This window comes from Mesorhizobium sp. P3_A10 (genome assembly GCF_056403175.1).
This window is the reverse complement of record NZ_JBFUFZ010000010.1, coordinates 80,609-97,731: the sequence shown is the minus strand read 5'-3', so window position 1 is coordinate 97,731 and position 17,123 is coordinate 80,609. Positions and strand designations below refer to the sequence as shown.

15 protein-coding genes are annotated in these 17,123 nt (G+C 64.1%); 3 read left to right on the top strand and 12 right to left on the bottom strand.

Going from position 1 to position 17,123, the window contains the following annotated elements:
- Window positions 1-242: 242 nt before the first annotated feature.
- On the bottom strand, window positions 243-1,739 hold the full coding sequence (locus tag AC1DXU_RS28205) for a CoA-acylating methylmalonate-semialdehyde dehydrogenase (protein WP_477319934.1): 1,497 nt from the start codon (window positions 1,737-1,739) through the stop codon (window positions 243-245).
- A 379-nt stretch (window positions 1,740-2,118) separates the two neighbouring features.
- Here AC1DXU_RS28205 and AC1DXU_RS28200 point away from each other — a divergent pair, with 379 nt between their 5' ends.
- The 3 genes from AC1DXU_RS28200 to AC1DXU_RS28190 all read left to right on the top strand — a co-directional run bounded on the left by AC1DXU_RS28200 (window position 2,119) and on the right by AC1DXU_RS28190 (window position 5,729).
- A complete protein-coding gene (locus tag AC1DXU_RS28200) occupies window positions 2,119-3,000 on the top strand; it encodes a LysR family transcriptional regulator (protein WP_477374286.1) in 882 nt (293 codons plus the stop codon).
- A gap of 135 nt (window positions 3,001-3,135) precedes the next feature.
- The gene (locus AC1DXU_RS28195) at window positions 3,136-3,576 is read left to right on the top strand and encodes a hypothetical protein (RefSeq protein ID WP_477374284.1); all 441 of its coding nucleotides are present in this window, start codon (window positions 3,136-3,138) and stop codon (window positions 3,574-3,576) included.
- Window positions 3,577-3,590: 14 nt separating this feature from the next.
- The gene (locus tag AC1DXU_RS28190) at window positions 3,591-5,729 is read left to right on the top strand and encodes a phospholipase D-like domain-containing protein (protein ID WP_477374282.1); all 2,139 of its coding nucleotides are present in this window, start codon (window positions 3,591-3,593) and stop codon (window positions 5,727-5,729) included.
- 103 nt (window positions 5,730-5,832) lie between these two features.
- Here the strand turns inward: AC1DXU_RS28190 and AC1DXU_RS28185 are convergent, their stop codons facing one another.
- The 11 genes from AC1DXU_RS28185 to AC1DXU_RS28135 all read right to left on the bottom strand — a co-directional run bounded on the left by AC1DXU_RS28185 (window position 5,833) and on the right by AC1DXU_RS28135 (window position 17,073).
- Entirely contained in the window at window positions 5,833-7,089 is a 1,257-nt protein-coding gene (locus AC1DXU_RS28185; RefSeq protein WP_477374280.1) for a D-amino acid dehydrogenase, read from the bottom strand.
- 99 nt (window positions 7,090-7,188) lie between these two features.
- Window positions 7,189-8,340, bottom strand: a complete 1,152-nt coding sequence (gene alr / locus AC1DXU_RS28180; protein WP_477374278.1) for an alanine racemase — start codon at window positions 8,338-8,340, stop codon at window positions 7,189-7,191.
- A gap of 85 nt (window positions 8,341-8,425) precedes the next feature.
- Window positions 8,426-8,944, bottom strand: a complete 519-nt coding sequence (locus AC1DXU_RS28175) for an RNA pyrophosphohydrolase (protein ID WP_477374276.1) — start codon at window positions 8,942-8,944, stop codon at window positions 8,426-8,428.
- A gap of 155 nt (window positions 8,945-9,099) precedes the next feature.
- Entirely contained in the window at window positions 9,100-10,281 is a 1,182-nt protein-coding gene (locus tag AC1DXU_RS28170; protein WP_477374274.1) for a divergent polysaccharide deacetylase family protein, read from the bottom strand.
- A 201-nt stretch (window positions 10,282-10,482) separates the two neighbouring features.
- Window positions 10,483-11,808, bottom strand: a complete 1,326-nt coding sequence (locus AC1DXU_RS28165) for a S41 family peptidase (protein WP_477319948.1) — start codon at window positions 11,806-11,808, stop codon at window positions 10,483-10,485.
- A gap of 1 nt (window position 11,809) precedes the next feature.
- Window positions 11,810-13,153, bottom strand: a complete 1,344-nt coding sequence (locus AC1DXU_RS28160; protein WP_477374272.1) for a murein hydrolase activator EnvC family protein — start codon at window positions 13,151-13,153, stop codon at window positions 11,810-11,812.
- 127 nt (window positions 13,154-13,280) lie between these two features.
- Window positions 13,281-13,763 (bottom strand): 23S rRNA (pseudouridine(1915)-N(3))-methyltransferase RlmH, encoded by a 483-nt coding sequence (gene rlmH, locus AC1DXU_RS28155; protein WP_477374270.1) that lies wholly within the window; start codon window positions 13,761-13,763, stop codon window positions 13,281-13,283.
- 34 nt (window positions 13,764-13,797) lie between these two features.
- A complete protein-coding gene (gene rsfS, locus AC1DXU_RS28150) occupies window positions 13,798-14,175 on the bottom strand; it encodes a ribosome silencing factor (protein WP_477246006.1) in 378 nt (125 codons plus the stop codon).
- A gap of 177 nt (window positions 14,176-14,352) precedes the next feature.
- Window positions 14,353-15,642 (bottom strand): MFS transporter, encoded by a 1,290-nt coding sequence (locus tag AC1DXU_RS28145; protein ID WP_477374268.1) that lies wholly within the window; start codon window positions 15,640-15,642, stop codon window positions 14,353-14,355.
- 76 nt (window positions 15,643-15,718) lie between these two features.
- Window positions 15,719-16,489 (bottom strand): glycosyltransferase family 32 protein, encoded by a 771-nt coding sequence (locus AC1DXU_RS28140; protein WP_477374266.1) that lies wholly within the window; start codon window positions 16,487-16,489, stop codon window positions 15,719-15,721.
- A complete protein-coding gene (locus AC1DXU_RS28135; protein ID WP_477374264.1) occupies window positions 16,486-17,073 on the bottom strand; it encodes a nicotinate-nucleotide adenylyltransferase in 588 nt (195 codons plus the stop codon). Before AC1DXU_RS28135 ends, AC1DXU_RS28140 begins: the two co-directional genes overlap by 4 nt.
- Window positions 17,074-17,123: the final 50 nt, after the last annotated feature.

The window sequence follows — 17,123 nt, the reverse complement described above, 5'->3', positions numbered from 1 at the left end:
GCACATAGGCAGCCTCAATATGCCGGAGCGTTCCAGGCCGGGTCCGACGTCGTCATCACGTCACTCCTTCTGGTTTCCGGTCTGTCGTCTGGGAATTTTATCACATTCCCTGGATTCGATATGGTGAGGTCCCGAACCGAAAACAAGCACCATTGCCTTGCCGTCACCTGCGCCACCGGACCTACAAAAACGAAAAAGGCGGGATAACCCGCCTCTTTCTTTATTTTGAAATGTTACCGACCTCAGTTCATCGTCGGGATGACGAATTCGGCACCGTCCTTGACGCCGGACGGCCAACGCGAGGTCACCGTCTTGGTCTTGGTGTAGAAGCGGAACGCGTCCGGGCCGTGCTGGTTGAGGTCGCCGAACGAGGAACCCTTCCAGCCGCCGAAGGTGTAGTAGGCGATCGGCACCGGGATCGGCACGTTGACGCCGACCATGCCGACCTGGACACGGCTTGCGAAATCGCGCGCCGCGTCGCCGTCACGAGTGAAGATGGCGACGCCATTGCCCATCTCGTGGTCGTTGGCGAGCTTGATGGCGCTCTCATAGGTCGGTGCACGCACCACCGAGAGCACCGGGCCAAAGATCTCTTCTTTGTAGATGCGCATGTCGGCGGTCACATTGTCGAACAGGCAGCCGCCCATATAGTAGCCGTCTTCATAGCCCTGCATGGAGAAGCCGCGGCCGTCGACGACCAGCTTGGCGCCTTCCTTGACGCCGATGTCGACATAACCCTTGACCCGCTCCAGCGCCTGCGCCGTGACCAGCGGGCCGAAATCGGCGGACGAGTCGGTAGAAGGACCGACCTTCAGGCTTTCGACGCGCGGGACCAGCTTTTCCATCAGCCGGTTGGCGGTGTCGTTGCCGACCGGAACCGCCACCGAGATCGCCATGCAGCGCTCGCCGGCCGAGCCGTAGCCGGCGCCGATCAGTGCGTCGACGGTCTGGTCCATGTCTGCATCGGGCATGATGATCATGTGGTTCTTGGCGCCACCGAAGCACTGCACGCGCTTGCCCGACGCGGTGCCGCGCGAATAGATGTACTGGGCGATCGGCGTCGAGCCGACAAAACCGATGGCCTTGATATCGGGGTCGTCGAGGATGGCGTCGACCACATCCTTGTCGCCATTGACGACGTTGAGGATGCCTGCCGGCAGGCCGGCCTCGATGAACAGCTCGGCAATGCGCATCGGCACGCCCGGGTCGCGCTCGGAAGGCTTCAGGATGAAGGCGTTGCCGCAAGCAATGGCCGGCGCGATCTTCCACAGCGGGATCATGGCCGGGAAATTGAACGGCGTGATGCCGGCGACGACGCCGAGCGGCTGTCGCATCGAATAGACGTCGATGCCGGGGCCGGCGCCGTCGGTAAATTCGCCCTTCATCATATGCGGCGCGCCGATGCAGACTTCGACCACTTCGAGGCCGCGCTGGATGTCACCCTTGGCGTCGGCGATGGTCTTGCCGTGCTCGCGCGCCAGGATTTCGGCCAGCGAGTCGTATTCTCTTGCAACCAGTTCGAGGAACTTCATCAAGACGCGCACGCGCCGCTGCGGGTTGGTTGCCGCCCATTTGGGCTGGGCTTCCCTGGCATTGATTACCGCTGCGCGCAGTTCCGCCTGCGAAGCCAGCGCTACCGTGCCACGCACGGTGCCATCCATCGGCTGCATGACATCCTGCTTGCGGCCGCTGGTGCCGGCGACATGCTTGCCGCCGATGAAATGACCGTAGTCGATCATGATTTCTCTCCCTTTGTTGTGATGGGATCATTCAACGCCTTTGCGCGGTCGATGGCAACGCGAGGGAGAACGCAACCGTTGTGCGTGAAATCGATAGCAGTTGGCGGCTGTGCATCAATTGCCGCAAATGATAGGGTGGGCCCATCGTCAAAGGAACTCTTAGGTTTGAGCTTCGTCACGCCCCCCTCTGTCCTGCCGGACATCTCCCCCACACGGGGGGAGATTGCCTTGTCATCTCTGCTTTCGCCAATCTCCAGCGTCGCAGGGAAAAGGCCGGCGGCGAAACTGCTGATCTCCCCCCTTGAGGGGGAGATGTCCGGCAGGACAGAGGGGGGCGCGAAGGAACGCGGCTTTGATCGTTGTCCCCGGGACCATCCCCATGAACTGGGATGACGTCCGCATCTTCCTTGCCGTGGCGCGCGCTGGCCAGATCCTTGGCGCGGCCAAGCGGCTGGAGCTCAACCATGCCACCGTCTCGCGCCGCATCGCCGCGCTCGAGGACGCGCTTAGGACAAAACTCTTTCGCCGGCTTACCACCGGCAGCGAGCTGACGCCGGCCGGCGAGCGCTTCCTCGACATCGCCGAGCGCATGGAGGGCGACATGATCGCCGCGCGCTCGACCGTTGCTGGCGAAGGCGACGATGTCTCCGGCACTGTGCGGATCGGTGCGCCGGACGGTTTCGGCGTCGCCTTCCTGGCCAAACATCTTGGTGTGCTCACCGCGCTTCACCGCGAACTCACCATCCAACTGGTGCCGGTGCCGCGCTCCTTCTCGCTGTCCCGGCGCGAGGCCGACATAGCGATCACCGTAGAGCGGCCGACGGAAGGCCGGCTGGTGGCGGGGAAGCTGGTCGACTATACGCTCGGCCTGTTCGCGTCGCACGCCTATGCGCAGGCGCATGGCTTGCCCAAAACAGCCGCCGAGCTTGGCCAGCACAATCTGATCGGCTACGTGCCGGACCTCATCGTCAGTCCGTCGCTCGACTATGCGGCCGAGTTCAGCCCCGACTGGCGCACCAGTTTCGCCATTTCCTCGGCGCTCGGCCAGGCAGAGGCGGTGCGATCCGGGGCCGGCATCGGCATCCTGCACACATTCGTCGCCCGCTCGATGCCGGAGTTGCTCCCGGTCGACATCGTCGCGCCCATCCGCCGCGCCTACTGGCTGGTCTATCACGAATCGGTCAGGCCGCTGCGCCGCGTCCAGATCGTCGCCAACTTCATCACCAAGGCGGTGGAGCGGGAACGAAGCCTGTTCGTATAGGAGCACAAACTGTGCCGCTCCTGCCGCCTTGCCCTTGCCACAAAATCGGGCTGTGTGGCATCAGGTGCAGGCGTTCCCGATTCACGTGGCCAAAGCGCTGGGTGGGGACATTTTCGGAAAATTGGCGCGGAAAAGATGCGAGCCGTTCTTGCCATCCTGCCGCTGGTTTTCGTCTCCGCCTGCGCCAACCCGTGGACGAAGGTGCCGGAAGCGGACTTGCCCAAGCCGATCCGCACTGCGATGGCGCGCCCGTCGCCTTTCGTCTTCGGCAATTACTGCGGCCCCGGCACCCGCACCGGCGACCTCTCGGCCCGGCCGGTCGATCGTCTTGATAGCGCTTGCCAAACCCATGACGCCTGCTACATCGCCCGTCACAATCATTGCGATTGTGACAGTGCTCTCATCGCCTCGGCGAAGACGATCCGCGATGACAGGACGGCGCCAAAAAAGATGCGCGGCGAGGCAGAGCTTTTGATCGCCACCTTCGCGCTTCCGGTCTGCAAGGTCTTTCCGCAAGGCTTCATGCCGCCGCGCGATCCCGCCCAGTTGAAGGAATTGAACGAGGCAGCGGGTTGAACCGGGCCGCATGCATGGCCCTGCTCGGACTGGCGTTTGCCGCGCTTGCCGGCTGCGCCGGTCCACTTCGCCATGGCTGTGATTTCTTCCCAGACGGGAAGGATTGCACGAGACCGTCACTGTCGGCGGGCGCATCAGGACCGCAAATCGCGGCCACCCAGTTTTTCGGCAATGCCGGCATCAGCGACTACGAAAAGCAGTTCCTGGCATTGCTCGCCCACAACCAGATCGGCGCCATCGACCGCACCAACGGCACCGGCCCTTTCGGCCACGATCGTCACGCCATCGCCAACAGCGACTTCCAGGCGACCTATCGGGCATTGGAGCAAATGGCAAAGCCGGTCGCCGCGCCGCAGGTGCCGCCGACGAGCGGCAAAGCCGGCGAAGGCCGTTTCGACGGCCGCTGGCGTGTGTCGCGGCAGACACTCTATGTCGACGCGGCCGCCCGACCTTCCCTACCCAAGACTTTCAGCTTTTCCGGCCTGCAGGCGCGGTCGGTCGAAATCCTGTTGCGCCAGGCGGGCCGGCAGCCGGTCGACATCGGCGGCACATGTGACGGGGCGCTGGCGCTCCGCGCCGGCGGCCATTCGCGTACTATCGCTAAGGGCGCGGCATTTCGGTTCCACCTGTCCGGGGAGGGCGTCGCCGTCAGCCTGTTGCCGAGCGGCAGCCTCAACCGCTGCAACCTGCAAATCCGTTCCAGTCTTGCCCCGGCCGGCGCGCCGCTCACCGTCCTGCGCGAAGAAATCGCCGACCCTGCGCTGGCCGCCTTCGACAGCCGCTACCAGCTCTGTCCGGTCCCCGATCCGGCCGGCCTCGAAGAGCTGGACCGCGTTTTCTACGCCAGCCGCTGGCTGTCGCAGACCTGCGCTCTGCCGCTCGCTCAGCCCCGCTTGTTGCGCAAGTCGCGCGACGGCTTCAATGCCAAGGTCGAGGCGCTGATGGGCGCGGCCTTGCCCGACAGCGCCTTCGACAGGGGCGACCCGGAACTGCCACTCGATTTCTCGCAGGCGCCAAAGCTCAAGCTGATCTACCTGTCGTCGCTGGAGTTCAAGGCGGACTTTTCCGGTCGCATCATCGAGCGGCTGATCCGCCATCACGCCGCACTTGGCACCAAGGTGCGCATCATGGTGACCGATGTGCTGGAGCGCGACAAGGACGACGCCATGCTGCATCGGCTGGCGGCCGAATTCCCCAATGTCGAGCTGCAGGAATACCGTTGGCGGGCCGACCACGGCGCGCCGATCGACGAGCAGCTGTCGCAATTCCACAAGACCCACCACGTCAAGATGCTGGCGACGCTGGCGCAGGATCCCGGCCGCTCACGCGTCATCATCGGCGGCCGCAACATCCATGACGGCTTCCTGTTCCACAAGCCGGTCGACCTGTCGCGCTACCCGAACCTCCAGCAGTATGGTCGGACCGACGGGCTGTCGCTGAACTACTATTCGAACTGGAGCGACTTCGACATCGAGATATCAGACCGGGCCACGGTCGAGACGCTCGCCGCGCATCTTTCGACGCTGTGGCTGCGCGACGCCGACACCAACATCGCCCGGCCGTTCTCCATTCCGGTCCGCTCAGGCGGCAAGCGGCCGCTGGGCACGGCGCGGCATTTCATCTCCGTGCCCTACGAGGACGGGCATGCGCTGGAGGCGTATTTCGTCGAGTTGATCGACACCGCCGAGCACCACATCGAGATCGTCAATCCCTATCTCAATCTGACGCCGAAGCTGGCTCTGGCCTTCGACCGGGCGCTGGCCCGCGGCGTCAGGATCGACATTGTCGGCCGCATCGACCTCAAGGGCGACATCGGCGGCAAGTTCCTGACAGCGCTCAACAAGCTGTTCGTCGAGAAATACGGCGACCGCATCAACATTCGCGAATTCAAGGCGCCCGATGTCGTGCTGCATTCCAAGATCATGATGATCGACGAAAGGCTGGTGACGATCTCTTCGGTCAACCTCAACAACCGCAGCTTCTTCCACGACTCGGAGAACGGCATGATGGTTCTCGATCCCGCCTTCTATGCCAAGATGCAGCCGATCTACGACGACTATGTCGCCCACTCCAACCCGGTCTCGACGAAGGTGACGATCCCCTGGGCCTACCGCCTGCTGTTTAGCAAAGGCTGGGTGAAGGAAGCGTTCTAAGAGCATGATCCCGAAAAGTGGAATCCGGTTTTCGGAAAAGATCATGCTCAAACAAAGAGATAGAGCCCCATCCCGATTTCCATCGGGATGGAACAGGCTCTAGTTACTTGACGTATCGCTCCGGCCCGAGGTCGCGCGCATTGATGTCAGGCACCCGGCTGGAGATGATGTCGGCCAGCACCTTGGCCGAGCCGCAGGCCATGGTCCAGCCGAGCGTGCCATGGCCGGTGTTGAGATAGAGGTTGGAAAATTCGGTGCGGCCGATCAGCGGCGGCCCGTCTGGCGTCATCGGCCGCAGTCCGCACCAGAACGTCGCCGCCTTGAGATCGCCGCCCTCCGGAAACAGGTCGCCAACCGAGTGCTCGAGCGTGCGGCGCCGCGATTCGTGCAGGTTGAGATCGAAGCCTGAAATCTCCGCCGTGCCGCCGACGCGGATACGGTCGCCGAGCCTGGTGATCGCCACCTTGTAGGTTTCGTCCATGACCGTGGATTCGGGTGCTGCGGCTGCATCCTTGATCGGCACGGTGATCGAATAGCCCTTGACCGGATAGACCGGGATCGGCCGTTTCAGCTGACGCATGAATTTCGCCGAATAGCTGCCCATCGCCATCACATAGGCGTCGGCCACCCGCCAGCCCTTGTCGGTGGCAATGTTGGTGATGCGGTTGCGGTTCTTGACGACGCGTCGGATCGTCGTGCCGTATTCAAAGGTGACGCCGCGCGCAACACACAGCTCGGCCAGACGGTCGGTGAACATCTTGCAGTCGCCGGTTTCGTCGCCCGGCAGCCTGAGCCCGCCGACAAACTTTTCGCGCACGCCCGCCAGTGCCGGCTCTGCCACGATGCAGCCATCGGGATCGAGCACCTCGTAGGGAACGCCATAGGTCTTCAGCACCTCGATATCGCCTGATGTGCCGTCGAGCTGCTTTTGCGTGCGGAAAAGCTGCAGCGTTCCCTTGGCCCGTGCGTCATAGGCAATGCCGTTCGTTTCGCGCAGCGCCTTCAGCGTATCACGGCTGTATTCGGCCAGCGGCACCATGCGCGCCTTGTTCACCGCATAGCGTTCCGCCGTGCAGTTGCGCAGCATCTTGAGCAGCCAGATCCACATATGAGGATCGAAGGCCGGCCGCACCACCAGCGGCCCATGCTTCATCAGCAGCCACTTGATCGCCTTCAGCGGGATGCCGGGTCCCGCCCAAGGCGAGGCGTAGCCGGGCGAGACCTCGCCGGCATTGGCAAAACTGGTTTCCAGCGCCGGGCCTTTCTGGCGATCGATAACCGTCACTTCGTGGCCGGCCTCGGCGAGAAAATAGGCGGTGGTGACCCCGATCACGCCGCCGCCCAACACCAGGATCTTCATCGCACCATTCTCCACGACGACGTCTTTTCAGGCCCGGATCGTCCTGACTTCTGTCTGCCGGATTTTATGGTGCTCGCCAAGTGCCTGTGTGCTCTGCCGCTATCCGTTCACGTAGCGGCGATGGAAGCGTGACCCGAGGCTGGTCAGGATTTCATAGCCGATGGTGCCGGCATGGCCGGCGGCATCGTCGACGCTCTGCGACGGGCCGAGCAGTTCGACGAGGTCACCTTCCGCAAGCTTGCCCTCCGGCAGCGCGGAAATGTCGAGGATGATCGAGTCCATCGACACGCGCCCGAGGAAGGGCAAGCGCACGCCTTCGAACCAGGCGGCGGAGGCCGCGCGGCGATGCCAGCCATCGGCATAGCCAAGCGAAATCGTCGCCGCGCTCAACGGACCCGTTGCGTGAAAGGTGTGGCCGTAGCCGACGCCGGCTCCCGTTTGCAGGCTGCGAATCTGTACGACCTTCGCCTGCAGCCGCACCACCGGCAGCATCGGGTTCGGTTCGCCCGGCGTTGGATTGATGCCGTAGAGCGCCGCCCCCGGGCGGGCGAGGTCGAAATGAAAGGCCGACCCCAGAAAGATGCCGGAGGAATTGGCGAGCGAAGCGGGAGCCTCGGGCAGCACCTTGCGCAGGCGTTCGAAGACCAGCCATTGCCGCTCGTTGGCTGGATGCTCCGGCTCGTCGGCGCAAGCGAGATGGCTCATGACAAGGGTAACGGCGATGCCGTCGAAGGCATGCGGATCAGCAGCAATCGCTTCCACTTCCGCAGGTGCCATGCCGAGCCGCGACATGCCGCTGTCGACCTGGATCGCTGCCGGCAGCTTGCGTCCGGCCTGTCGGCAGGCTTCACCCCAGGCCTTGAGTTGGCCAGCGCTGTTGATGACGGGAACAAGCTCCGCCGCAACCGCTTCTGGTTCCGAGCCGGACGGCAGGCCGTTGAGGACATGGACCACGGGCTGGGGTCCGAGCGCCTTGCGCAGCGCCAGACCCTCGGCCAGAAGCGCGACGAAGAAGATCGTGCAGCCTTCTTCTGCCAGCGCCCGTGCGATTGGCGCCGCGCCCAGACCATAGCCGTCGGCCTTGACGACTCCGGCGCACCGCACGCCGCCCAGTTGCGCCTTCAATCGCCGGTAGTTTTCCCTGATGGCACCAAGGTCGATGGTCAGAATCGCGCCGGCCGCCGCTTCGCTGACCGGCTCGCCGGCTGTGTCGACAGGTTCGGGGAAAGACCCTTCGGCGGCGTTGCTCATGCCAGCCCCTTGTTGCGTCAACCCATCAATAGGGCCGCCGCGCGGGCGCCGCAACCATGCGGAGACGATGCCGTCCCTGGCCGCCCTACGCCACCAGATGCCGGAACGCCGCCACCACGTCCTCATAGACCTTGCGCTTGAACGGCACGATCAGGTCGGGCAGGTCCTGCATTGGTTGCCAGGCCCATTTGTCGAACTCGGCGGTATGGCCGCCCGGCGGCGGATTGATCAGGATTTCGCTCGCCTCGCCGTGAAAGCGGAAGGCAAACCACTTTTGCGTCTGGCCGCGATAGCGTCCTTTGAAGGCGATGCCGACCAGGTCGGCCGGCAGGTCGTAGTTGATCCAGTGGGGCGCCTCGGCCAGCAGCGAGACCGAGCGCATGCCTGTCTCTTCGTAGAGTTCCCGCTCCGCCGCCTGCAGCGGCTCCTCGCCCTTGTCGATGCCGCCCTGCGGCATTTGCCAGAGTTGTGTGGTGCCGGCGAATTCGCTGTCCGGCTCGGCAATGCGATGGCCGACCCAGACCAGGCCGTCGCCATTGAGGATCATCAGCCCGACGCAGGGACGATAAGGCAGCGTCTCGGGATCGATTTTCTTCTTTGACATCGGTCAGATTTCCAGCCGTTTTGAGAATTCGCTCCGGCGAGGCAGGTGGCGAGCGGTTTCGAGAATCGGAGCGGAGCGTACTTAAAGTACATGAGCACCGGAAGCGCAGAAAACGCCGCCAGATGCCCGCCGGAGTAGAATTATCAAGACGGCTGCTAGCCTTTTTCCGGGTCAATGGCCACCGCCGAGATCGGCACGATCTCGATGCCGCGCTTCTTGGCTTCCACCACCCAGGACGACACCGTGTCGACCGTCAGGTCGAAAGCCGAGCCGATGCCGACGGCAGAGCCTTTGGCCCGCGCGGTGGCTTCCAGCGCGTCGAGCTTTTTCAGGATCGCGCCGCGATCCTGTAAGGCATCGATCGCCGTGTCGCCGGCGACGAACGGCACGCCGTCCTTCAAGGCGAGGTCCGGCGCCAGGCTCCGCGCTGACGAGCCGTCGTCGATATAGGCCAGGCCGCGTCTGCCGAGCTCGGCCATGAATGGCCCCATCGCTGTCGCATCGGCCGAAAAGCGCGCGCCCATATAGTTCATGACGCCGGTATAGTTGGTCGTGCGCGACAGAGCCCAGTGCAGGCTCTTCAGATTCTCTTCCGGCGTCGCCGAAACGGTCAGCGTGTTGCGGCCGGGATTGACGTTTGGATAGTCGAACGGCTCCAGCGGCACCTGCAGGACGATCTCATGGCCGCTCTGCCGCGCCGCCTGCATCCAGCGGCCGATGCTGTTGCCTTGCGGTGCGAAGGCCAGCGTCACCTCGGCCGGCAGCTTGGCAATCGCCGCCTGCGTGCCGGTCTGCGATACGGCAAGCCCGCCAATGACGATCGCCACACGGGCACCGCGCGCGCCCGACCATGGCCGCGCATAGACATCGAAAGGCCGCCTTCCGTCGGCGGCACGGATCGGCAGCGGCCCGGTGTCGCTGGGCTCGATCAGCGCCTTATCGGGAATATGCGCGATCTTCAGATTCTGGCCGAGCGTCGACGGATCGTGAATGACGATGGCCGCCTTGGGCGGACCGTCGCCCTCTTCCGTTTGCACATGGATGATCTGCGGCCCGCCGGTCTTGGCCGGCGCGTCCGCCTTCGGCGCCGCCGGTGCAGTGGCCGGCGCTGCCGCAGGCTCCGCCGCCGCCGTCACTTTCGGCGTCGACACAGTGGCTGCTTCCGGTTTGCGGAACGGCTTTTCGCGCAGCGCGATCGCGCCGGAGATGCCGACCACCGCCAGCACGGCAAGCGTGGCTGCGACCGCTCCGGCGCTGACCGTGCGCGACGCCGCGCGCGGCGGCCGGGCGGCGGTCTGTCCAAGCGGGCGTTCGATATCCTTTACGATGTCAGCCAAGCCGCATCCCCGGGCGCATGATCGGCTAAAAGGGAAACCCCTGTCGCAAAGGACCTGCGCAAATTCAAAACTGTTGGCGCGTCAGAGACGCGACGCCACCACAACGACGTCCCCCGAATCAAACTGCCGGAACCTCGCGGTCCCGGCAGCATCGCATCGCTTCGATCAGGCGGCCAGAGCTGTTTGCCCGGCCGGCCAACCTTACTGGTTGAGCACAGCCTTGTCCGGATTCGGCGGGAACGCCGGATCGGTCTTCTGGCCGCGCAACAGCTGCTCGGCATAGATGAGCTGCAGATCGTCCTTCGGATCCGGCGGCACATAGGCAGCCGAGCCCGAACCGGTATCGCTCTCGTCGGCGCCCTTGATATGGCCCTTGAGGTCCGATTCGCCGCGGGTCAGGTCCCTGCCCTGCAATTCCGGCGGCAACGGCTGGTCGACCTTGATGTCGGGCGTGATGCCCTTGCCCTGGATCGATTTGCCGGATGGCGTGTAGTAGAGCGCCGTCGTCAGACGCAGCGCACCATTCTCGCCAAGCGGGATGATTGTCTGCACCGAACCCTTGCCGAAAGACTGCGTGCCCACCACCGTGGCGCGGCGCAGATCCTGCAACGCACCGGCAACGATTTCCGAGGCACTGGCCGAGCCGCCATTGACGAGCACGATCAGCGGCTTGGCGCCGATGTCGTCGCCCGGCCTTGCGTCGAAGCGGGTGACGTCCTTGGGATCGCGGCCGCGGGTCGAGACGATCTCGCCACGGTCGAGGAAGGCGTCGGACACGCTCACCGCCTGGTCGAGCAAACCGCCCGGATTGAGCCTGAGATCGAGCACATAGCCCTTGAGCTTGTCGTTCGGCACCTGCTTCTTGATGGTGTCGATGGCGTTCTCGAGGTCGTCATAGGTCTTTTCGGTGAACGAGGTGATCTTCATGTAGCCGACGTCGTTTTCAACCCGGAACTTGACCGCCTTGACCTTGATGATGTCGCGCACGACCGTCAGTTCGATCGGCTTGTCGGCACCCTGGCGCAGGATGGTCAGCTTGATCGGCGTGTTGACCGGCCCGCGCATCTTCTCGACCGCGTCATTCAGCGTCAGCCCGCGCACCTCGTCGCCGTCGATCTTGGCGATATAGTCGCCGGCCAGCACGCCAGCCTTGGCGGCCGGTGTGTCGTCGATCGGCGTGATCACCTTGACCAGGTCGTTCTCCATGGTGACCTCGATGCCGAGGCCGCCGAACTCACCCTTGGTCTGCACGCGCATGTCCTGCGCCTGCTCGGCATTCATGTAGGACGAGTGCGGATCAAGCGAGGCGAGCATGCCGTTGATGGCGTTTTCGACCAGCGACTTGTCGTCCGGAGGCGTCACATATTGCGCCCGCACACGCTCGAAGATGTCGCCGAAGATCGCCAGTTGCTTGTACGTTTCGGAGCCCGCAGCGTTCGCCGTCGAGCCAGGCGCGCCGTAGACCAGGCTCATCGCTGATGCGCCCATCAGCGCACCGGCAAACAGAAGCGACAGTTTCCGCATCATTTCACGTCCTTCCAGAAAAACGGTCCGCCCACCATGGGGTCGGATCGACGGGTTTTCCATCCTTGCGGAACTCGACATAGAGTTCCGGCGTGGCATTTCCATTCTTCGAGGCCGAGGTGCTTGCCACCCGGGCCTCTCCCATCGCGCCCACCGGCTCTCCTGCGAGCACCGACTGGCCAGACGCGACGCTGATTCTGCTCATCCCCGCCAGGACGACATGATAGCCGTCACCTGCGTTCAGGATCAAGAGTTGTCCATAGGAGCGAAACGGCCCCGCATAAAGCACATTTCCATCCGCCGGTGCGGTGACGATGGCTCCCGATTGTGTCGCAACCATGTCGCCAAGCATCACTGCGCCGTTACCGTCATCGGCTCCGAAGCGCCGCTTGATCTTGCCGGTGACCGGCAGCGCGACCTGTCCCTGAAGCGCCGAAAACGGGACCGCGGCGGTCAACTGGTTGCCTTCCGGCACGGGCAGCGACGCCAGTTCCGTTGACGCGGTCGTGCCTGTGTCCGCCTTGTCGGCGTCAGCCGCCTTCTGCTCGCCGGCTTTGACCGCATCCGCCGCCTTGCGGCTCTTGTCGGCCTCGAGCGAGGCGATCAGTTCTTTCAGGCTGCCGGCCTTGGCCGCAAGTGCCTGGGATCGCTGCTTTTCGGCCACCATAGCCGTCCAGGTGTCCGCTTCGAGCTTCTGCTTGGCCTCGAGCAGCATGCTGAGTCGCTTCTTTTCCGCCGCCTGCTCGCTGACCGCCGCCGTCAGCCGTACCCGCTCGGCCTCGATCGAGGCGGTCACCCGCGATTGTTCCTTGAGGTCGGCCAGCAAGCTGTCGGTCTGCTGGCGCAGTTCCGGCACCACCGCGCCGAGCAGGATGGCGCTGCGCACCGACGACAGCGCGTCTTCGGGCTTGACCAGGATTGCCGGCGGCGGGTTGAGCCCCATGCGCTGCAGCGCGCCCAGCACTTCAGCCAGGACGTCGCGCCGCGCCAGCAGCGAAGTGCGGAGCTTCTGCTCCTGCCCCTTCAGCCCTTCGAGCTTGGCGCCGATGTCCTCGATGTCCTGGCCGAGCTTCTGCTCGGTCATCGCCGACTGGATCAGCGCCGCGGTGATCGAGGCATGATCCTTCTTGACCGCCGCTATGTCGGCGGCGAGCTTGCCCAGCCGCTCGGACGACAGCGTGATCTCTTTCGAGACCTGCTCATATTCGGCCCGGCTCTGATCGGGGTCGGGCGCCATGTCGAGCGTGTTCTCGGCCTGCGCGGCGCCGAGCGACAAAGCGACCGCCGCCGCAGCGATGCCGCAGCGCGCGCGCCAGGAGCTCGTTCTTGATTTCCAGTCTTCAGACATTGAAGCCCGACTCTATGCGCGGCATCGTTAACGAACAATCAACCATGTTCGAAAGGTGGGCCGTCTCCAACGCAATCTCGCTGCGCATTGGGGCGGAAATCCGGGCGGTTCGCACCAGTTCGCAGGATTACGAGCGGTGATAGGGATGCCCGGAAAGAATGGTGGCGGCCCTGTAAAGCTGCTCGCCCAGCATCACACGCACCAATTGATGCGGCCAGGTCAGCGCGCCGAACGACACCGTCAATTCCGCCTGATCGCGCAGCGATTGATCGTGACCGTCGGCACCGCCAATGGCGATGACCAAGGCCTTGCGGCCGCCGTCGCGCAACAGGCCGATGCGCCCGGCGAAATCCTCGGAGGACAGGTTTTTGCCACGCTCGTCGAGCAGGATCAGCGCGCTGCCTTGCTGCAACAGCGTCTGCAGCTTCTGACCTTCCTCGCGGCGACGCTCATTGGCGGTCTGGGCGCGTCCCTCAGCAATCTCGACAACGCCTGAGAATTCGAGCCCCACCGCCGGGCCGCTCTTGGCGAAACGCTCGAAGTAGCGGTCGGCAAGTTGCTTCTCGGGGCCGGCTTTCATCCGGCCCACGGCATGAACGGTAATCTTCATCCTCGCCTCAAAAAGCAGCTAGAACAAAAGCTGCTCAGTGCAGGGTCTCTTCCTCGAGATCCGGCGCCTGCCACATCTTTTCAAGATTGTAGAAGTCGCGGACTTCGGGGCGGAAGACATGGACGATGATGTCGCCCGAATCGATCAGGACCCAGTCGGCACCGGCCAGCCCTTCGACGCGCGCCATGCCGAGACCGGCATCCTTGAGCGCCTTGAGCAGATGGTCGGCGACAGCCGAGACATGACGGTGCGATCGGCCCGACGCAACGACCATGTAGTCGCCGAGGCTCGATTTCCCCTGAATGTCGATTGAGACGATGTTTTCGGCCTTGGAGTCTTCCAGACTGGCAAGGACTGTCTTGATGGCGCGGGACACGGCGTCGTTTACGCTGATCCCGGCCGGCGAAGGCACGATGTCGGCCTTCTTCCGCAGTGCTGTTCTCAGTGTATTTCCTTTCGCAGCAAGAACAACCAAATCACCCTTCAAAGCAGGTGACACCACTTAGATAGGCAGAGTTCCGTTGCAGTTTCAAGACGGAGCCCTCAAAGCATTGGCCTCAAGCGCTGGAAACGGCGGATGTTTTGGCGATCAGCTCGTTTTCCCGCCATGCTCTTCCGACGCGAAGGCAAGCTCCACCGGCAGTGGCGCCTGCGCCGTCATCGGCGCGAAACTGCCGGTTTCAGTGGCGGGAACCGCCTGCGTGGTGGCCACCCGCCACAGCACGAACAGGCAAAAACCGGTGGCAATGACGATTGCCACATAGATGAAGGCCTGCGTGCCGTAGATCGCCGAAAGCGCCGTCACGATACCGGGCACGACAAAACCCGACAGCGACCAGGCAAACAAAAGCGAACTGGACAGCGCCACCATATCGTCCTTGCCGGCGCGGTCCGCGGCATGCGCGCTGGCCAGCGAGTAGATCGATTCGGAGGCGCCGTCCCAGACCACATAGATGACGATCAGTGCCGCCAGCGCGCCGCCATCGAAACCGAGGGCAAACGCTCCCGCACCGGCGGCAAGCGCCGAGGCGGCGATCAGCACATAGCGCCGGTCTGTGCGGTCGGAAATCCAGCCAAGCGGGATCTGCAGGATCAGCGTGCCGACCGGCATTGCCGAAAGCAGCAGCGCCACATCGGCCTGGCTGTAGCCCTTGGCCGTGGCATGGATCGGCGCGAAGCCGGCGATCGCCATCGACAGGCCGCCGACGGCCAGCATGCCGGCAACGCCCACCGGCGAAATCCGCCAGGCGCGGCCGAGCGCCACCGATGCCGCCCTGGGCGCCGGCGGCTGCGCCAGCCGTGTCATGCCGACGGGAAGGATCGACAAAGCGGTGAACGCGATGCCGACCAGCGGTGCCTCGGCCGTATTGATGTCGACCAGCGCCAGTGTCGCATAGCCGAAACCGAGTCCGGCGACATAGGCGACGTAGAAGAACGCCATCACCCTGCCACGTATGGCGTTGGCGACGGCGTCGTTCAGCCAGCTCTGCGCGACGATGAAGAGACCGCAGATCGAGAAGCCATAAAGAGCCCGCGCAGCAATCCAGACGATGGGATGCGTCCCGGCGCCGACAGCGGCGTTGGAGAGCGCGATCAGCGCCGACAGCACCATGAAGGCGCGGGCATGGCCGACCCTTCTGACCAGCGGTCCGGTCAGGATGCAGCCGGCGAGACCGCCCGCCGACAGCCCGGTGATGATCAGTCCGGCCCAGGTCGGATCGAAACCCTCGGCGCCGAGCCGGACCGGAATGTAGGCGAACATCAGCCCGTTGCCGACCGCGATCAGCGCCATCGACAAGACGACGCTGGCAATGGCGATCAGCGGCGCCGACGGCTTGCCTTGCTCCTGATCGATTGTGGCGCGGTCCTTCTCCAGCATTCGCGCACCATCGCCCACCGCATGGCGAAAAGCCGCCGCAAAAGCGACATCGCCGGACGGCCAGCAGCGCGGATCCTCACATGGCCAGAATTTCGCCCAGCGGCGAGGTCGGCGGCACATCGGCGAAGGAGAGTTTGCGCAGCGACCCGTGCCAGAGGTGGATAGCCAAAGTGTTCGGCCTGACCAGGTCCGCGAGAGATTGTTGCGGATCGAGCAGAGTGCCTTGCCCCTCGATGTTGGTGTAGAAAACATCCAGCGGCGAGGCTTCGGCCAAGAGGCCGTGCTTGCGCACCAGATAGGTCAGCAAGGGCGGGCCGAGCGAGGCATGCGGCAGGTTCTCGAACCCCTTCATCCGTCCGAACGCCCGCCGGGCGCCGAAGCGCAAGCGCTTGGTCCATGAAAACCATTCCGGAAGCCGCTCGGGATGATCCACCGCTTCAGCGAGATCGCACAGGATCGGCGACCCGACGGGCAGGCTCAGCACCGCATTGTTGATGCGGGTCTGGCTCTCCCAGCCGAACATGTAGGAACGGCGCGGCAAAGGCCGCACGCAATACATGTCGCAGTCGACATAGACCTCGGCCCCGCTGGCAAGCAGCTTGTAGCGAAAAATGTCGGCGAACAGCGAGTAGCTGCCGTTGCGGTGGACGATAACGCGCTCCCGCGGCAGGATTTTCGTCGCGTCCGCAAGCTCTACGCCCGACGGCGCGTCGCCGGGATCGTCGTAGACATGCAGCACGGTGCGATGCCCAAGGCGTACGATGGATTTGAGGCAGGCGACATGCATCGGCCCGAGTGGCCCGCCGATCCAGAAAGCATGAATCGCGGGCAGGCCCGGGTCGATCACGGCTTTGCCATATTGCGGATCGCGCTCGACGACAGCGACGAGCGTGGGCCATGGATAAAAGTCCAGGCCGGCGCCTTCATGCGGGCAAGCCGCGGCGCATCGCCCTCGTCGACGCGGGCATAGTCGAAGGTTTTGGCGACGACCGATGACAGGAAGGAGAGCGTCGCCCCTGGACGATCGATGACCGCGATCGGAAACGTCATCACGATCTGGCGCCAGCGCTGCCAGCGATGGAAATCGCGCAAACTGTCGGCGCCCATGATCCAGACGAAATCGACGCCTGGGTTGCGCGCCTTGACCAGCGCCAGCGTGTCGGCGGTAAAACGGATATGCTGAGCGGCCTCGAAGGCAGTGACCTTGATCCGCGGGTTCTTGGCAATCTCCTCCGACAAGCGCAACCGCTCGGCGAGGGGCGCCAATTCCCGCGTGCTCTTCAGCGGATTGCCGGGGGTGACCATCCACCACAGCTGATCGAGCGCCAGCCGCCGCAGCGCAATCTCGGCGACCAGCGCATGACCGGCATGCGGCGGATTGAACGAACCGCCGAACAGCCCGACGGTCAGACCCTTTTCGGCATGCGGCATGCGGAGGTAGGGGGAAGAAACGGCGTTCTCACCCTCCCCCTTGTGGGGAG